Origin of the sequence: Mucilaginibacter sp. PAMC 26640, from assembly GCA_001596135.1 — a bacterium.
In the GTDB taxonomy this organism is placed as follows: Bacteria; Bacteroidota; Bacteroidia; order Sphingobacteriales; family Sphingobacteriaceae; genus Mucilaginibacter.
Genome location: CP014773.1, coordinates 5,235,336 through 5,252,887 on the forward strand (window position 1 = coordinate 5,235,336; position 17,552 = coordinate 5,252,887).

15 protein-coding genes are annotated in these 17,552 nt (G+C 39.2%); 11 read left to right on the forward strand and 4 right to left on the reverse strand.

Annotated features, from left to right (window positions below):
* Position 1: 1 nt before the first annotated feature.
* From A0256_22685 to A0256_22710, 6 genes are all read left to right on the forward strand, one after another.
* Positions 2–742 carry a hypothetical protein gene (locus A0256_22685; protein ID AMR34051.1) on the forward strand — a complete coding sequence of 247 codons (741 nt, stop codon included), beginning with the start codon at positions 2–4 and terminating at the stop codon, positions 740–742.
* A gap of 51 nt (positions 743–793) precedes the next feature.
* Entirely contained in the window at positions 794–2,227 is a 1,434-nt protein-coding gene (locus tag A0256_22690) for a hypothetical protein (GenBank protein ID AMR34052.1), read from the forward strand.
* 208 nt (positions 2,228–2,435) lie between these two features.
* Positions 2,436–3,545, forward strand: coding sequence for a hypothetical protein (locus tag A0256_22695; protein ID AMR34053.1), 1,110 nt, complete (start codon positions 2,436–2,438; stop codon positions 3,543–3,545).
* Positions 3,542–4,342, forward strand: a complete 801-nt coding sequence (locus tag A0256_22700) for a hypothetical protein (protein AMR34054.1) — start codon at positions 3,542–3,544, stop codon at positions 4,340–4,342. The genes A0256_22695 and A0256_22700 overlap by 4 nt, the downstream gene beginning before the upstream one ends.
* Entirely contained in the window at positions 4,329–5,132 is an 804-nt protein-coding gene (locus A0256_22705) for a hypothetical protein (protein ID AMR34055.1), read from the forward strand. The genes A0256_22700 and A0256_22705 overlap by 14 nt, the downstream gene beginning before the upstream one ends.
* A gap of 5 nt (positions 5,133–5,137) precedes the next feature.
* Positions 5,138–6,349, forward strand: coding sequence for a hypothetical protein (locus tag A0256_22710; protein ID AMR34056.1), 1,212 nt, complete (start codon positions 5,138–5,140; stop codon positions 6,347–6,349).
* A 9-nt stretch (positions 6,350–6,358) separates the two neighbouring features.
* On the opposite strand, the gene A0256_22715 is transcribed toward A0256_22710, so the two are convergent.
* Entirely contained in the window at positions 6,359–7,690 is a 1,332-nt protein-coding gene (locus tag A0256_22715; protein AMR34057.1) for a hypothetical protein, read from the reverse strand.
* Between the two features lie 19 nt (positions 7,691–7,709).
* Positions 7,710–8,837: a hypothetical protein gene (locus tag A0256_22720; GenBank protein ID AMR34058.1), complete on the reverse strand. Its 1,128-nt coding sequence runs from the start codon at positions 8,835–8,837 to the stop codon at positions 7,710–7,712.
* Between the two features lie 113 nt (positions 8,838–8,950).
* Between A0256_22720 and A0256_22725 the strand changes: the two genes are divergently transcribed.
* From A0256_22725 to A0256_22745, 5 genes are all read left to right on the forward strand, one after another.
* Complete coding sequence (locus A0256_22725) at positions 8,951–9,838, forward strand: hypothetical protein (GenBank protein ID AMR34059.1); 888 nt, start codon at positions 8,951–8,953, stop codon at positions 9,836–9,838.
* A 166-nt stretch (positions 9,839–10,004) separates the two neighbouring features.
* Positions 10,005–11,123 (forward strand): GDP-mannose 4,6-dehydratase, encoded by a 1,119-nt coding sequence (locus A0256_22730; protein AMR34060.1) that lies wholly within the window; start codon positions 10,005–10,007, stop codon positions 11,121–11,123.
* A 9-nt stretch (positions 11,124–11,132) separates the two neighbouring features.
* Positions 11,133–12,062 (forward strand): GDP-fucose synthetase, encoded by a 930-nt coding sequence (locus A0256_22735; protein AMR34061.1) that lies wholly within the window; start codon positions 11,133–11,135, stop codon positions 12,060–12,062.
* A 188-nt stretch (positions 12,063–12,250) separates the two neighbouring features.
* Positions 12,251–13,663 carry a hypothetical protein gene (locus A0256_22740; GenBank protein AMR34062.1) on the forward strand — a complete coding sequence of 471 codons (1,413 nt, stop codon included), beginning with the start codon at positions 12,251–12,253 and terminating at the stop codon, positions 13,661–13,663.
* 377 nt (positions 13,664–14,040) lie between these two features.
* Complete coding sequence (locus A0256_22745; protein AMR34063.1) at positions 14,041–15,444, forward strand: undecaprenyl-phosphate glucose phosphotransferase; 1,404 nt, start codon at positions 14,041–14,043, stop codon at positions 15,442–15,444.
* A gap of 19 nt (positions 15,445–15,463) precedes the next feature.
* Here the strand turns inward: A0256_22745 and A0256_22750 are convergent, their stop codons facing one another.
* Both A0256_22750 and A0256_22755 read right to left on the reverse strand, forming a co-directional pair.
* Positions 15,464–16,741, reverse strand: a complete 1,278-nt coding sequence (locus A0256_22750) for a hypothetical protein (GenBank protein ID AMR34064.1) — start codon at positions 16,739–16,741, stop codon at positions 15,464–15,466.
* 52 nt (positions 16,742–16,793) lie between these two features.
* Positions 16,794–17,303 carry a hypothetical protein gene (locus A0256_22755; GenBank protein AMR34654.1) on the reverse strand — a complete coding sequence of 170 codons (510 nt, stop codon included), beginning with the start codon at positions 17,301–17,303 and terminating at the stop codon, positions 16,794–16,796.
* Between the last annotated feature and the right edge of the window lie 249 nt (positions 17,304–17,552).

Genomic DNA, 17,552 nt, shown 5'->3' on the forward strand with positions numbered 1-17,552 from the left:
GGTGGAAAACAAAAAAACAGTTGTTATAACGGGCGTTCTGGGCGGCATTGGCACCCAGATTGCCCAAACTTTTGCAGAGAACAACTACAACGTGATCGGATTTGATGTAAGAGACGAAAAATCGCCTTACTGCAATAAATTCTTCAGGTTTGATTTACACAAATACTGCTCAGACCCTGCCTACAAACAAGAGGCGGAAGAAACTTTCGACAGAGAGATCCCCGAACTGTTTGTATTGATCAACAATGCGGCAGTGCAGATTTTAAGCAGCCTGGCCGAAGTTCGCTTACAGGACTGGACCCAAACGCTCAACGTAAATTTAACAGGCCCGTTGATGCTGAGCCAGTACTTTCTAAACCGTTTAGAGGCCTCTAAAGGCTCTATCATCAACATAGCGAGCATACACCACCAGCTTACCAAAAAACGGTTTGTATCGTATGCCAGCTCCAAAAGCGCGCTTGTTGGGCTCACCAAGGCCCTATCGGTAGATCTGCAGGGCCGCGTAAGGGTAAATGCCATCAGTCCGGCGGCAATAGATACACAGATGCTGAGAGACGGCTTTGATAATAACGAAGCCAAAGTACAAATGCTGAACGAACTACACCCCAGCCAGCGCATAGGCAAACCGCAGGAAGTTTCGCAACTGGCACTCCTGCTTGCCGAAGATAAACTGGGCTTCATCAACGGGGCTAATTTAAATATCGACGGTGGGATCAGTAACGTACTTAAAGATTTGGATTAATCCCGGTTCAAATTAACGCTCCGCCTGTTATCTAATCAATTAACGATTAAAATGTTCAAAAAAGCCTGGAATTCGCCTACCCTTATGACATGGATGAGCTACTCAACAAAAGCTCTTACGTTATTTGGCGTGCTTCCGCTTGTGTTAAAGCAATTCTCTTCAGGCGATGTTGTGCTATGGTACCTCTTTTCTACCATAATTACACTCCAAAGCATTGCAGACTTTGGTTTTAGGCAAACGTTTTCCCGAATAATCTCTTACGCATTCAGCGGTGCTAAAGATATTGATACATTTAAATCAACCAAGAATACAGATACAACAGCCGACGACCGCCCCAACCTACCATTGTTAAATAATATTATCTCAACTCAAAATGGTATATACGTTTGGCTAACAGCTGTTGTATTCATATTGATGCTTTTGTTCGGTACATGGTCAATGATTAAGCCCGTAGCCGATAGTTCAAACACGCAGCAGGCCTGGGTCAGTTGGGCAATTGTACTAATCGTATCGTGTATTGGATTTTACGGAAAAATCTACATGAACTTCCTCGAGGGTTTATTTAAGATAGCCTTAGTGCGCCGTATAGAAACATTTACATCTGTGGGCAGCATATTAACCAGTATAATAGTGCTGTATGTTGCGCCTTCGTTACTCAACTTAGTTATAGTAAATCAGTTTTGGGTGTTAGTAGTCACCATACGCGATTGGTACTTGTGCAAAACCGTAGAAGACGATATATATAGCCAAGTATCTGCCAGGTTACCCTTCAATAAGCAAATTTTTAATAAAATATGGCAGCCAGCTTGGCGAAGTGGAATTTCAGGATTTATGTCGGTTGGGCTTACAAATTTAACAGGCTTAATTTATGCCCAGGTAGGAACTACAGCAGGGGTTGCCTCGTACTTGCTCGCTTTGCGGATCATCAATCAAGTAAGGGATATTTCAATGGCTCCATTTTACAGCAAAATCCCGTTGCTAGCAATGTTAAGGGTTAAAAACGACATTGCTAAACTTACTGAAACGGTAAAAAGGGGGATGTTTCTAAGTCACATGGTATTTCTTGTTGGGTTTATTGGAGTTGGTATATTTATTAATCCACTATTACAGGCAATTCATAGCCATGTAGAATTTGTTGATCAAAAACTTTGGATGCTGTTAGGTATTGCCTTTTTCGTTCACCGTTTTGGAGCAATGCATATGCAGGTTTATCTATCTACTAATCATATCATTTCGCATATCGCCGATGGGGTCTCAGGATTATTGTATATTGTGTCCAGTTTGATATTGATCCGATACGTTGGGATATATGCAATTCCTGTAGGCATGCTCGTAGGCTATCTTGGATTTTATGCATGGTATGCGGCAAAGTATTCATATAGGTCCTTAAATGTTACATTTTGGGCTTTTGAGCGCACTACATCATTGATTCCCCTGGGTTGTAATGTCATTTATATAGTGATAATATTTTTAAGCAAGAGATAAGTTCAATCATATGATTTATAGGTCTATAGCAATTCTTTTACTATTACTATCAACAAATTTTCCGAGTCCGGTTCTAAAGGTAATTACAGCCGTAATGCTTTGCGTGTTTATATTTAAATATTTAAAACTACCATCAATTAGTCTAAAAAGAATTGCAAAGATTAATGCACTATTAGTATCATATTTTATCATACTAATTATTGCGTGGTTGCGTAATAATGATCCCAAAATAGAACTTCAATCAGCGATATTCATACTTCTGCTGGTTGTGCTATGCTTCATTTTCTTTTCAAGTTTAAGTATTAATTATTTATCGAATGCCCCAAGCGATAGCAATAAATTTATCACAAATTTTATTCTCCTCCCGTACTTTTTATTTGCATTGATCAATTTGCTGATGTATCTATTAAATATAAACCCTACAGTTCAGGTACTTGCAGAAGATGAGCGCGGTATGGCAGTAATGTTTTCGTCGTTGGGATTTTCAGTTCGACGCGTAATTTTTCCGCTGGCCAGCGGATTGAACGAATACTCAAGCTACATAGGTGGTGTATTATGCCTGTCATTCTGGTATCTGTTGACATACAAAAAAGGCAAAATTATTATGCTTGCCGTTTGTGGTATGATGTTGCTCAGCTTACTCTTCGTTGATTCGCGGGCCGCGTTGATATATCCTATTCTGATATCACTTGTCATTTTCATTTTATATAAATTTGATATAAATATAAATGTGAAATTTATATCTTTTTTAGTGGTCGTAGGGCCGTTGGTATTTGTCTATTTGCTCCCACTCTTGGCTAGTGATTCAGCGCTGAGTTCTGCTTTATCAAGGCACAATAATGATATTGCTACGGGAAATACTCGCTTTACAATTTGGGAAATTGCCTTAAAAAAATTCGAATCTTTTGAACCCATACATCTGGTTGGCTGGGGTTCTACAGGACACTTCGCTTCGGGTGCTTCTTTAAGGTGGGCCTACCTATTTGGCGGATGGAAAAACGCCAATATGAAAAGTCCTCATAGCACGGTGTTCTCGATCTTATTTGACGAAGGATATTTGGGCCTGATAATATATGTTGCCTTGCTTTTTCAATCTTTTAACAGAGCAAGTAAATTATGGCGCTACAAACCTATCACAGCCTCCGCTTTTATTATTTTTTTGATTTATAATATAATGGCAGGTTTTAGCGAGTCTCTCGGTGGTCTTTACTTGATCAACTACGCCTACTTGTTTTTTATAGTTATAATTACCCTTAACACAGAATATTATTTTATTGACAAACGGCAATATTACGTTGTAACAACCTTACCATCATGACAGAACAAGAACATCCAATACTACAGAACAACAGTTCTATTAATGTTTATAAGCAATCAGCATTTTTAATCGCTAATAGATTGAAATGGGATCTAAACCCTCTATCATGGAGCTCCAGAAAAAGGCTGAAAAAAATAAAAAACAGTCATTTGGGTGAAAAAGCCGTGATTGTTTGCAATGGTCCAAGTTTACTTCAAACCGACTTTTCGTTGTTGGAAGGGGTCTACACATTTGGGCTTAACAAAATCAATTTATTATTTGATCGGGAAGATTTTAGGCCAAATGCTATTGTGTCGGTGAATCCATTAGTGATTGAGCAAAATAAAAGTTTTTATGAAGAAACTTCGATCCCATTATATTTAGATTCAGATGCATCAAAAGTTATAACAAAAGGTAAAGATGTGACTTTTCTACATTCAAGTCATCAAGTTAAGTTTGCTCGAGATGTTTCAATGAGCATATGGCAGGGAGCAACAGTTACAAATGTGGCTTTACAATTAGCTTTTCATATGGGATTCAAACACGTAGCCGTTATAGGGTGTGATCATAATTTTGCAGAAAGTGGATCAGCAAATAAAGTTGTCACGTCTACGGAAAAAGATAATTCACATTTTGATCCACGCTATTTCGCCGGCGGCGTAAAGTGGCAGTTACCGGATTTACCTACAAGTGAGTTTGGATACAACTTGGCAAAGGAGAACTTTGAGGCCAGCGGGAGATTTGTATACAATTGTACCGTTGGAGGTAAATTGGAAGTTTTTAGTAGAATAAGCTTAAACGATTTTGTTAAGCTTTAAAACATCAGCGCAAGACATGCCATTATTCTCAATAATCACTGCAACTTTTAATTCGGAGCACTTTCTTAAGAAAAGTATCGATTGTTTAAAGCAACAAACTTATACTGATTTTGAATATATTGTTATTGATGGAAATTCTACTGATAGCACAACCAGCATAATTAAAAGTAACCTGGATGTTATTACTAAATGGATAAGCGAACCGGATCAAGGAATTTACGATGCCTGGAACAAAGGCTTAAGTTTAGCAACGGGCAGCTGGATTATGTTTGTTGGCGCCGACGATTATCTACGTCCCGATGCACTTAGCAGCTATGCTGATTTTATTAAATTGAATCAAACCGAAGATGTACTTTATATTTCATCAAAGAATCAAATAATTTCGGCAGAGCAAAAAAACATCAGAGTGTTTGGCTGGCCATGGAATTGGAATTCCTTCCGCAGGTTTAATACAATAGCACATCCCGGATCATTACAATCAAAAAAATTGTATGAGAAATATGGCAAATACGATACTAGTTATAAAATAGTTGGAGACTATGAACTATTGCTTAGGCCAAGGGAAAAACTGAACGCCTTATTTTACAACAATATAACTATTGACGTTACTGAAGGCGGCGTGAGCAACCAGGCAAAAATGTTTTACGAAATAAAAAAAGCGGTTGTTTCAACAGCCGGGGTAAGTCCTTTGCAGGGCTCTGTTGATTGTTTCGTGAGTATATTAAAAATCAACCTAAAAAAGGCCGCCAGGAAATTGGGGCTAAACCTTTACCTTAAAAAAAGTCACTAAAAAGTATGCAATCAAAAAAGATCTTAGTATTTGAATCCTATCCTTTCTTTTCTGGTGCCCAGCGCGTATCATTAAATTTCTGTAAAGCTTTAAAAGCTGATGGTTTTACCATCACCCTGTTGCTGGCAGATGACCCTAATCAAATTCATCACCAAATGTTCGGGCCATATGTAGATGAAATTTTAACAGTTAACACTAGCGACAATCTGAAGCAATACGGCAATTCAGACCGTTGGTTTAAACCTTCAAACTTTTTCAATTCGGTTTTCAAGGGGCTGTTACCGTTTTACTCCCAGTGCTTTAAAATATTGAAAAAGGGAAAGTTCGACAGTATGTACTTCTGCGACCCGCGTGGAGCCGTAATGATGCTGTATTTATGCATGTTTTTTAAAGGAAAAAAGATTTGCTACCTGCAGGGAAAAAACAAGCTGAGGCCTATTTTAGCCAAACTGATATATTTAACCTTTACAGATCATTTGATGTGCCCTAGCACAGATGTTTTGGAAAGCCTGCCCCCATCGCCTAAAAAGATGGTCCTTAACTACGGGATAGATTTCTCGCAGTATGGCTCAATTAACGCCGATGCGGTGAAGGCCGAAATAAGCACGCTGCTAAAACCAAACCAAGCTGACCGAATCAAGCTACTTTACGCAGGCCTGATAAGGCCACATAAAGGCGTACACCATTTAGTGTATGCAATGAAGGCTGTTAAAGATGCCTTTACTCCGGAGCAAATGCCCGTTCTATTTTTATTAGGCAACGCGAAAAACGAAGCCGAAGAAAAATTCAGGGATCACCTTGTAGCATACTGCCACGAAAATGGACTGGATGAGTACGTTTACTGGATAGGCTGGAGAGACAATGTGCTCGAGTGGATGAAAAATTGCGACTATTTCATTTTCCCAACAATTGATAAAGAAGCGTGCGATTTTGAAGGATTTGACAAGGTTATAGAGTCCTCCGAAGGGTCACCGGTTGTATTAATAGAAAGTGCACTATGCGGACTGTTTACAATAGCTGCAAAAGTAACGGGAGTAAATGAAACCATTACAAATGGGCATAATGGTATTATGTACAACCCTAACGATAACCAGGCACTGGCGAACTTATTAATAAACACTTTAAAAACTAAACCTAAGTTTATAGATTTCCCTAATGAGGAACGGTTTTCGCCTAAAACCTTCAGCGATAAAATCCTGAAATTATTTACTAATTAAGCTACTGGCCTAATTCACATTAACCACACAGGCGCCGCGAAGGTAAATTGCAGGAACCGCAAAGCTAACGGTTCCGTTAACTACCTTTGCGGTAGTTTGGTAAGAGGTTTTAGGCGTGCCAAGCACCTCTTCGCCAGTGTCGGGGATATCTAATACAGAAATGTTTACCACATCTTTACCGGCAAATGAAGCCAGGGAATTTACGCTGTTTAAACTTACATTGACACTGGTATTGGCGGCCACGCTGTTTTTATTGCCATAATACCCCAGAAGCACCTGTATCTTACTGGTTTGATAATTTGCAAAGCAAACCACATGGCTGTTATTTGATGAATATTTTAAACGGTTAGTTAAGCTTTCGTTATAAAATTTATAAGCCCACCACGCCGCGCGCGGTTGCTTGGAATCTGCATCAACCAGGCCATCTAATGAATTGTTAAAACAATTACTTTTTCCGCCCGATTCCACCCAACAAGCCTTGCAGGCACCATCAGCCCCTCCCTTTTCCAGATATACAAAGTAGGCTAAAATACTACCCGGCGCAAATTGATCCGATTGGGGGATGATTTCATTTATCTGAACCGATTTAATGTGCAATGCTGCATATTTAGGGTTATTAACAAACCGCGATTTCACCAGCAATATATCGTCTGCAACTTTTGGGATATCATCACCGCCCTTAAATTCGTGCCAGCTGAGGATGTCTAATGTAATTTTATTGGCCAAACAGTAATCCAGAAACTTTTCAATAAAATAGATGTCGAAATTAGAAATTGATGGTCCGGATATCTGGGCCTTGCTTCCGTTGGCAGATGCTCGTATTTGATCATATCCGGATTTAAAGGTGGAAAAAAAATCCGCCTCAGAACCATGCCAAAACTGTTTACCGTTGGGCTCATTCCAGATATCGTAAATAGCCGCCACCCGTTCTACCCTATGCTGTTTCATTACACTGGCTACCGTATCTTTCCATTGCCGCGGTAAAAGCGAAGGTGTTTTCCTGAAACCATCGGCAGCACTTCCGTATTTGAAAATATCACTTACTAAAAAAATAGGCTTCGCACCAAATGATTTCACCCTGGAAAGTACCCTGGGATTGCGAGAACTTAGCCGCCAATACCTGGGGTGCAACGGCTCTATCAAATCATCTGAAGGTTGCTGGGCATTGGCTGAAAGCAAAAATCCGATCATTGATTTTGCGGCAGATACCCTTGGATTTGCACAATCTACGGATATATTGATGGGACCCGGATCTGAAGGTGCGAGGTGGCAAAACAAATTGACGGCCCATAAAACAAACAGGGTCATCGTTATAAGTAAATAAGATTTATACTTTTTCATGCATGTACCACTTTTAAGTTTACAAACTATGTTCTGTATAGAATTGTTCCAAAATTTTAATATTCTTTTTAATATCAAACAACTGGCTAACACGTTCCCTACCCAATTTTACCATCGTTCGGGTTTTCTCTTTGTTGTCAATTACCGATAATATTTTTTCGGCCATCAACGCATCATCATCCACCCCGATCAGATAGCCTGTCACATCATTACGGATGATTTCGTTTAATCCATCTACATCAGTTGCCACTACAGGCACCTCCAGCATTTGCGCCTCTGCTATCACATACCCGAATGACTCAAAATTTGACGTCATCACAAACACATTAGTTTCTCTGATCGTCTGCAATAATTCCGGCCGGGATTTCCAGGAAAGGATGCTTACTTTATTTTCCAAATGGTTCTCGGCAATGTATCGCTCGAGTTCGTCTTTCCATTTATCATCAAAACCCGCCCCTACTATTTGAAAACGTATATCATCACGTAAACCGGTAACTATTTTGCAAACCCTTAAAAACATCATCGGGTTTTTTTGGTCAACCAGGCGCCCAACCATTGTGATCATTTTAAACGCTTTGGGCGGAAGCTCCTGAATTTCATTCTGTGGTAATATCTCGATACTGTTGGGGTAAACAACAACTTTCTTATCCGGAAAACCTACATCAATTTTCGATCGCCGCGCTTCTGATTCGGACGCTGCAAGTAAAAAATCAGTAAACGGAATAGCCATTCTTTCTATCCATAGCAGTATTTTGCGCTTAAGTCCTTTTTGCCCCAGGTATGCATAAGCATTAGGAGTATACAAAACTTTAGGCTTAAAAAACATTGCTGCGAGCCTGGTCGTCATGCCAGCTTTGGAACTGTGTGCATGGATAATGTCTGGCTTAAGGCGCTTTACTAACTTTACTGTATCATAAATACTCTTCAAATCTCCCAAAGGTGAGATCTCTATTTTTATTTCAAGATTAATATAAGGCACCTTATACCTGTTCACCATTTTTATAATTGACTCCCGTTGCGCAGGGCAGGCAAGCATAATTTCAAAACGAGACTGGTCGATATTATTGATGATTTGTTCAATATAAGTTTCTATTCCGCCTTGCACCTGCGAAATATGCAATACCCTGATTTTTTCGGATTTTATCATGTTAATAAAAAAGATTTATGATTGTAATTTTAGATATAAAATGTCAGAATCATTTATATTTTTGTAAAAAAATAAACCTATCATAATAAAACTCATATTATATTAATTTAAATATGAATGCAACCCTTTTATATCAAACCAACGCCTTACTAGGCGAGGGCGCTATTTGGGATCACGTAGAAAACAAACTCTACTGGGTTGATATCGAAGGCTGCACATTTAATATTTACGACGTCGGCCGCAACAAAAACAAGGTATATAACGTACAAAAAACGGTTGGTACGGTGGTACCTGTAAACAGCAACACCGTTCTACTGGCACTTGAAGACGGACTAGCCTTTTTAAATTTAACAGACGGAACTATCGCCTACCAATTAAGTTGGCCCCTGCACGAAGAAAACAAAAGGTTTAACGATGGCAAGTGCGACGGGCAAGGCAGATTTTGGGTAGGGTCGTTAACAAAAGGCCAGGGAACCGGCAGCAATAAATTGTACTGTGTTACCCCCAACTTCACCATAACGGAAAAATTAAACAACCTGACAATTTCAAACGGCATCGCCTGGTCTGTTTGTGGTAATTATATGTATCATATAGATACGCCTACGAGCCAGGTTATTAAATATGATTTTGACTATCATACGGGTGCAATAAGCAATCCGCAAATTATTATTAAGGTGCCGCCGGAAGATGGCTATCCCGACGGAATGACGATTGACGCGAATGGTAAGCTATGGATTGCGTTATGGGACGGGTTTTGCGTAGCGCAGTACAACCCGGAAACCGGCCAGCTTTTGCAGAAGGTTATGGTACCGGCCCCAAAGGTAACCTCTTGCGCATTTGGGGGTGAAAAACTGGATAAACTGTTTATAACAACAGCCAGTTGCGAAATGACAAGCGAAGAATTAGCCCAGTACCCCCTGAGCGGGTCTCTGTTTGTGGCCGATACAGGGGTTACTGGTGTACGGAGCAATTTCTTTGGCCTTGATGATATATCAGCGTAAAAATGCTTAGTCCCCCCCTGGTCATTTCAAATGCTGTGGTTGTGAAACTTATTGATTAATTTAACGCTATGCAATATTTATTCAAAACAAAACAGCCTATTATTTGCATAATTTTCATTGCAAAAGCATAAATTATATTATATTTGAAATTTAATAATAAAACCTTATGACGAAAAAAATCGCCTTAGTAACTGGTATCACAGGACAGGACGGAGCTTATTTAGCTGACTTATTATTATCTAAAGGATACGAAGTACATGGTATTAAACGCCGTAGTTCTTTATTTAATACTGATCGTATAGATCATATCTATCATGACCCACATGATGAAGATCAGCGTTTTGTACTCCACTACGGCGATTTATCCGATTCAACCAACCTGATCCGCATTATACAGCAGGTACAGCCAGATGAGATCTATAATCTGGGGGCTATGTCTCACGTAAAAGTGAGTTTTGATACCCCCGAGTATACAGCCAACGCTGATGGTATTGGTACGCTAAGAATACTGGAGGCGGTAAGGCTTTTAAACCTCACCAAAAAAACAAAGATATACCAGGCGTCAACGTCAGAGTTATACGGTTTGGTGCAGGCGGTTCCACAATCAGAAACCACTCCGTTTTACCCACGGTCGCCTTATGCTGTAGCTAAACTATATGCCTACTGGATCACCGTAAATTATCGCGAAGCTTATAACATGTTCGCCTGTAACGGCATATTGTTCAACCACGAAAGCCCGTTAAGGGGTGAAACCTTTGTTACCCGCAAAATTACCCGTGCCGTAGCCAAAATAGCGATGAAACTGCAGGATAAAATGTTTTTAGGGAATTTAGATGCACAGCGCGACTGGGGACATGCTAAAGATTACGTAGAAGCAATGTATCTTATTTTGCAGCAGGACGTAGCAGAAGATTTTGTAATTGCTACCGGCGTAACCACAACTGTACGCGAATTTGTTCGGTTGGCGTTTGGCGAAGTTGGCGTTGAGGTAGAATTTAAGGGAACCGGCGAAAACGAAAAGGGATTTGTAGTAAAATGTAACAATCCGGAATTTCAGTTAGAAACAGGCGCTGAAGTTGTATGTGTTGACTCCGCATATTTCAGACCAACAGAGGTGGAATTATTAATTGGCGACCCTACCAAATCTAACGAAAAATTGGGTTGGAAGCCTAAATATGATTTGAAAGCGCTGATTGAGGAAATGGTTGCTGCTGATGTTGAACTTTTCCAGCGCGAGAAATTGCTTAAAGACTCTGGGTACAAGATCAAAAATCAATTCGAATAATTTATACGAATGGAAAAAACAGACAAGGTTTACGTTGCCGGCCATCGGGGCATGGTTGGATCTGCAATTTTACAGCAATTAAAAAAAGAGGGATTCACCAACCTGGTAACGCGGACCTCTGCTGAGTTAGATCTGCGTAACCAGCAGCAGGTAGCAGATTTTTTTGAGTCGGAAAAGCCTGAATATGTGTTTTTGGCAGCTGCCAAAGTTGGTGGTATCATGGCTAACAACACCTATCGTGCTGATTTCTTATATGAGAATTTACAAATACAAAACAACGTAATCCATTCATCCTATCTGTATGAGGTTAAAAAGCTCATGTTTTTGGGGTCAAGCTGTATTTATCCAAAAATGGCCCCACAGCCGCTAAAGGAAGAATACCTGCTCACCGGCTTGCTCGAACCCACCAATGAGCCCTACGCTATTGCAAAAATTGCGGGCATCAAAATGTGTGATGCCTACGTTGCTCAATATGGCTGCAATTTTGTTTCAGTTATGCCAACAAACTTATATGGCTATAACGATAACTATCACCCGCAGAACTCGCATGTGTTGCCAGCATTGATCAGAAGGTTCCATGAGGCCAAATTACAACAGTCGCCATCGGTAACCATATGGGGCACAGGCACACCAAAAAGAGAGTTTTTATTTGCGGAAGATCTTGCCGAAGCCTGTTACTACCTAATGCAAAATCATGACGAAACCGGCTTAATTAACATAGGCACCGGCGAAGATATATCGATAAAAGATTTGGCTTTATTGATTAAAAACGTAGTTGGATATCAAGGCGAAATTTTATTTGACCACACCAAACCAGATGGCACGCCGCGGAAGTTAATGGATGTAAGTAAACTACGCAGTTTGGGCTGGGTGTATAAAACCAGCCTGGAGAACGGCATAGCTTTAGCCTATGCAGATTTTCTTAAAAGCAGTAATTAAATTGGGTATTAAGTTAATTTATCCCAAATCATCGTTCCCCAGTAGGTATTTAACTAAAGGTTAAAATTGCGTTATTATTAATGATTGGCGAAAATTATTCCGATATTAGTAATCCCTAACGCAGTTGGCTAACATTAGCATAATTTAATTTTGTTTGGTTATCACACACTTATCTATTTGTATTTTATATGGAGTTAAGATATAAATACCGGTTTAACTTTTTTCGTTTCGTAAATGAAGTGATATTGCTAACCATCAGTTTTGTACTTGCATTTATTATACTTACAAAATTTTATCATAGAAATTTCTTTTTGATAAACGTATGGATGCTGCCGTTACTAATTATAGGTTGGTATTTCTCTTCAAGGTCAACAAAATCTTCAGATGATCTTAACAATAAAACATTTACTGCTAATCTTTATAAAACGGCAAATAGCATATTTATACAGTTTTGCCTGGTAATCCTGTTCTTTTTTACATCTCATCAAACCTACAATAGTAAGCGCTTTTTATTGTTTTACATTATACTTTTAAGTATTCTAATCCCTTTAGAAAAGCTTATATATAAGCGCACGATGCTCTTTTTGCAGAAAAAAGGAGTCAATGTGAAACGCATATTAATAGTTGGGGCAGGCCGCACCGGAACAGAATTTTCAGACATCATCAGCAAAAACACTCACCTGGGCTACGAGATTATCGGCTTTTTGGACGATCAACACAAACCGCATTTAAATGGTAACTATTTAGGTGGCACCGATAAGATAGATGAATTTATTATCAATAATACACTAGAGTTAGATGAGATTGTGGTTGCTCTGCCGAATAATGCACATAATAAAATCAAGCATATTGCAAATTTAGTTGGCAGAAACACAATTAAGTTGCGAATAATCCCTGCGTACCACGAATTGATAAATTCGCAATATAATGTAAGCATCTTTAATGGTTTCCCAATGATAACGCTCCGCCATGAGCCGTTGGACGAAATCCATTTGCGTTCCATAAAACGTGTATTTGATATTATATTTAGCTTTTTTGTTTTAGTACTTGTTTGCTCCTGGCTGTTTCCCATAATTGCTATTGCTATTAAACTCACATCAAAGGGGCCGGTATTTTTTGTGCAGGAGCGATGGGGTAAAAAGAATGCCAAGATTAAATGCTACAAGTTTAGATCAATGGTGGTGCAAACAGCAGATGCCGATCAAAAAAACAGCAAATATCAGCAAGCCAAAAGGAATGATTCGAGGATCACTAAAGTTGGTGCATTTTTGCGAAAAACGAGCCTTGATGAATTCCCTCAATTTATCAACGTATTCTTGGGGAGCATGTCTGTAGTGGGCCCGCGCCCCCACCCTACACCCTTAAATTTAGAATCCAAAGAAATTATTGATAATTACCTGGTTCGACACTCCATAAAACCTGGTATCACCGGATGGGCGCAGGTTAATGGATTTAGAGGGGAAACAAGTGATTCCTCCATGATGAAGGCCAGAGTTAACTATGATATCTGGTACATAGAAAATTGGAGTTTGCTTCTTGATCTGAAAATCATCTTTCTTACATTTTGGAAGACGATGGTAGGCGATAAAAATGCTTTCTGATTAGTAGATTCCCGGCGGTAGAATTGCTTAAATATAAATTGCGTAAGCTACAAATTTCCCCCTATTTGACTTAATGCAATATTGATATTCAATAACTGTAATTATCAAACCACAAAATAAAGGCTTAAACTGCCGTTATTTTTTACTAAAATTGTATATTTACGCCCTCAATATTAAAATTTTTTAATTTTAATTAATATGCCGACCATAAATGATTTTGTCGGCAGGGGGAATATACAAGTTAATTAGTTAAGATAGTCTTCTTACCTATTCATAACGCACCTCTTAAAACCGGGTAAGTGTTTATAGGGAAACATCAATGGTGAAATTGAAGAAATGGCTATATTAGCTCCATTTAAGTCACTTAATTGTTTTTAATGGTTCATCGCTACGCTACATTTGTTAAAACCATCAATCTGGCTGTTGATTACCTGGTGTTAAACCTTGCCATGATCACTGCCTATTGTTTAACGACGTACGAAACCAGTGTGTTGTGGCCGCCCAATAGAAACTACCTGCCTATAGTTTTAATATTTAATCTTACCTGGCTGCTATCGGCCAATCTCACGCGGCTGTATGATGAAGTACTGAATAAGGATTCAATAAATACCTTCAGGAAGGTAATTAAAACCTACATTATTTTTCTGACACTAATAACCATCATCGTAGTGGTAATTGGTATAAAAGCCTACTCCATTACTTACACTTATTTAATATATGCGTGCCTCCTTATCGGCGCTTTTTTATGGATATGGAAACTGATATTCCTGAGTATCAGGAAAAGCACCCGTGCAAAACTGTTCGACGCGAGAAGTGTGATTATCGTAGGCAGCGGAAGGATCAGTATCGATCTTCAAAAGTTTTTTATCGGCAATCCCGACAGAGGGTACAAACTGGTAGGCTTTTTTGATGATGATCATCAAAAAATAAAGCAGAATGATTTATATCTGGGGCCTATTGACCATTGTATCGCATATGTATTAGAAAACAAAATAGATGAATTATTTTGTGCGTTGCCTGTGTCGGAAACACAAAAAATAGAAAAATTATTGTCCGACGCAGAAAAGAATCTTATTCGATTCCGGATAATACCAGAGTATTATAATTTCGGCATTAAACCTGTACTCATCCAAAGCTTCGGACATATTCCTGTTATTTCTGTGCGATCTGAACCATTAGAAAATATGCTGAACAGATTTGTAAAAAGAATTTTTGATATCTTCTTTTCAATGTTTGTTATAATATTCTTCTTTAGCTGGGCATTTCCTGTTCTTGCGCTGTTAATTAAATTAGAATCTAAAGGACCGGTATTATTTAAACAACTCAGATCAGGAAAGGACAACCATCCGTTTTGGTGCTATAAGTTTCGGAGTATGCGCGTTAATGATGACAGTGATAGCAAGCAAGCGGTAAGAAACGATCGCCGAATTACTAAACTTGGTGCATTTATGCGCCGAACAAGTATAGACGAGTTACCACAATTTTTTAATGTATTGAGGGGCAATATGTCCGTGGTAGGCCCCAGGCCACATATGTTAAGCCATACCTTACAATACTCCCAGCTGATAGACAGGTTTATGGTAAGGCATTTTTTAAAGCCGGGCATTACCGGCTGGGCGCAGGTTACCGGGCTGCGGGGCGAAACGCGCACCACTGAGGCAATGCTACAGCGTGTTGAGGCCGATGTATGGTATTTAGAAAATTGGTCGTTCCTGTTTGATCTTAAGATCATTTTCTTAACCGTGTGGAACAGCCTTAAGGGAGACGATAACGCGTTTTAATGCTTCAGCGCAAACCTGGCTAGGCTACAGCACGTTTGTAAGCAGCTGGAGGGGAATCGTTCGGCCGTTCGCGCCCAGGTGCATTCAATGGCTTCTGAACACGCTTAAGAAACAAAAATATCATCACGATAGGCAGAAAAAGTATAGGCTCGCCAAAACTTAAAATCAATAAAATCACTACGCAATACACCACGTTTTCCCATCTCAGCACAAAAGCAAAACAAAACCTTGCATATCTGTAAATAAGATAGATGAGTCCTATAAAACCAAATTTAGCCACAAAATCAAACACCCCGTTTGATATGTTGACGGTATAGGACCTGTTTAATACATCATTATACTTATTGCTGACCCCCATGATCAGTTTGGAACCGAAAGAATCCAGGATGAACCACATGCTCGAAAACCTGTTAAGGGGTATTTGCATCCGGTTATGGTGATACCATTTTTCGAGTACCTTAAGGTGGTTAAGATCGCGCATATCCTCCTTATAGGTGTCAACAATTTTATCTCCCAAAAAGGGTATAAATATAAATGCCAATATTACCGTAGGTATAAACATCAGCAAATAGATATTAATTTTAGGGATGCGGTAACGATAGGCTAAAAAAAACAGCACCATCAATCCAAGGTAATTGGTAGTGGCAAAGGTGGTGATATTACCAATGATCAGGGTAATGGCTGTCGAATCAAATTTAAACTTGTTTAAAAATAAATGGAACATCAGTGTAATGACCAAAAAACAGCCAAATGCGCCCGGTTCCCAAACAAAGCCTGCGTTAGCAAAATCATGAAACCCCTGGGTATAAGTAAACAGAAACACATTATGGTACCCCGGCACATCATTCCCGGTTGGGAAATTAATGCTCGAGAACGTCTTGGCCATAAACTCGCCGGCCAACAATTGCACTGCAAAAAAAACAAACGATAGCAGGGTTAAGTGTGTAACAACCTTTACAACATTAGCCAGTAACTTATCACCCAACAATAAGCAAAACAAGAAGCTTACCAGGATATACTTAAATAAAAAAGTAAAATCGCTTAACAAATAATCAGTTGCCAAATCATTGATAAAGTAGAACCGTACCAGGATATAAGCCACAAAGACTCCCGAAAAGATAAGCAGCCTGTTTACCTCTTCTTTATTGATCGCTTTACGTACAATAGCTACAATTACCATCAATGAGATCACTAAAACAAAGCCAACTGTACTACTGGAAAGCACGTTGGCATTGGCCGACAGCAATAAAAATAATAGGGTTAAAAAATAATTGGAGTCGAAGTTTTTAAATTTCATTCGAATAAAATTTTAATTTGTAGCGACGTTTTTATGCACCGCTATTTATACTTTAAGTAGTAACCGTATTTGCGGATGCTATAAATTTTTCAATATCAGTAAAAAGATAGCTCTTCGCTTTTATCGTTTCGACATCCCAGTTCCACCATTTGATTGCTAAAAGCTTGGCGGCTTGCTCTGGAGTAAAACGAAGACGTATGGCTTTTGCCGGCAGGCCACCAACTATACTATAAGGTGCAACATCTTTGGTTACCACTGCGCCGGCGGCAATAATGGCGCCATCACCTACCGTTACGCCGTCCATGATGATGCAATTGTTTCCGATCCAAACATCGTTGCCAATTAAAACTACGTGTTTCTTTTCGGCACCGATAAAAATGTGCTCAGCAAAAATTGTTTCGCCCACAAAAGAAAAGCCTGCATGTTTTTCAGCAGAAAAAAAAGCAGGGTGGCTGGCTACAAATTGTTTTGATGGATGCGTGCCGATACCGGTTGATACATTGCTGCCTATAGAGGAAAACCTGCCAATGGAGGTTTTGTTAATCGTTGATCTGTCGCCAATGTAAGAACCTAAGCCCAACAGTGAGCTGGTAAAAATAGCATCGTTCCCTAAAGCATTAAGGCCTTCGAAGCGGTTATGCATATCAAACTCTACCCGCTTACCAATTTTGATCCGGCTTAGGTTGCTTAGTTTATAGTAATTTCGCTTAGCCCAGTTTCTCATTTTTGCTACCGTAAACATAAATATTAAAACACATTTATCAGAAATAAAGATAAATTGTTGGATCAATTAATATGACTATGATACTAT

What these genes read in the sequence shown, in the direction of transcription:
- A0256_22690 (AMR34052.1), top strand. Translation starts at nt 794, where the DNA reads ATGTTCAAAAAAGCCTGGAATTCGCCTACCCTTATGACATGGATGAGC.
- A0256_22720 (AMR34058.1), bottom strand. Translation starts at nt 8,837, where the DNA reads ATGATAAAATCCGAAAAAATCAGGGTATTGCATATTTCGCAGGTGCAA.
- A0256_22725 (AMR34059.1), top strand. Translation starts at nt 8,951, where the DNA reads ATGAATGCAACCCTTTTATATCAAACCAACGCCTTACTAGGCGAGGGC.
- A0256_22745 (AMR34063.1), top strand. Translation starts at nt 14,041, where the DNA reads ATGGTTCATCGCTACGCTACATTTGTTAAAACCATCAATCTGGCTGTT.
- A0256_22700 (AMR34054.1), top strand. Translation starts at nt 3,542, where the DNA reads ATGACAGAACAAGAACATCCAATACTACAGAACAACAGTTCTATTAAT.
- A0256_22740 (AMR34062.1), top strand. Translation starts at nt 12,251, where the DNA reads ATGGAGTTAAGATATAAATACCGGTTTAACTTTTTTCGTTTCGTAAAT.
- A0256_22715 (AMR34057.1), bottom strand. Translation starts at nt 7,690, where the DNA reads ATGAAAAAGTATAAATCTTATTTACTTATAACGATGACCCTGTTTGTT.
- A0256_22735 (AMR34061.1), top strand. Translation starts at nt 11,133, where the DNA reads ATGGAAAAAACAGACAAGGTTTACGTTGCCGGCCATCGGGGCATGGTT.
- A0256_22710 (AMR34056.1), top strand. Translation starts at nt 5,138, where the DNA reads ATGCAATCAAAAAAGATCTTAGTATTTGAATCCTATCCTTTCTTTTCT.
- A0256_22730 (AMR34060.1), top strand. Translation starts at nt 10,005, where the DNA reads ATGACGAAAAAAATCGCCTTAGTAACTGGTATCACAGGACAGGACGGA.
- A0256_22750 (AMR34064.1), bottom strand. Translation starts at nt 16,741, where the DNA reads ATGAAATTTAAAAACTTCGACTCCAATTATTTTTTAACCCTATTATTT.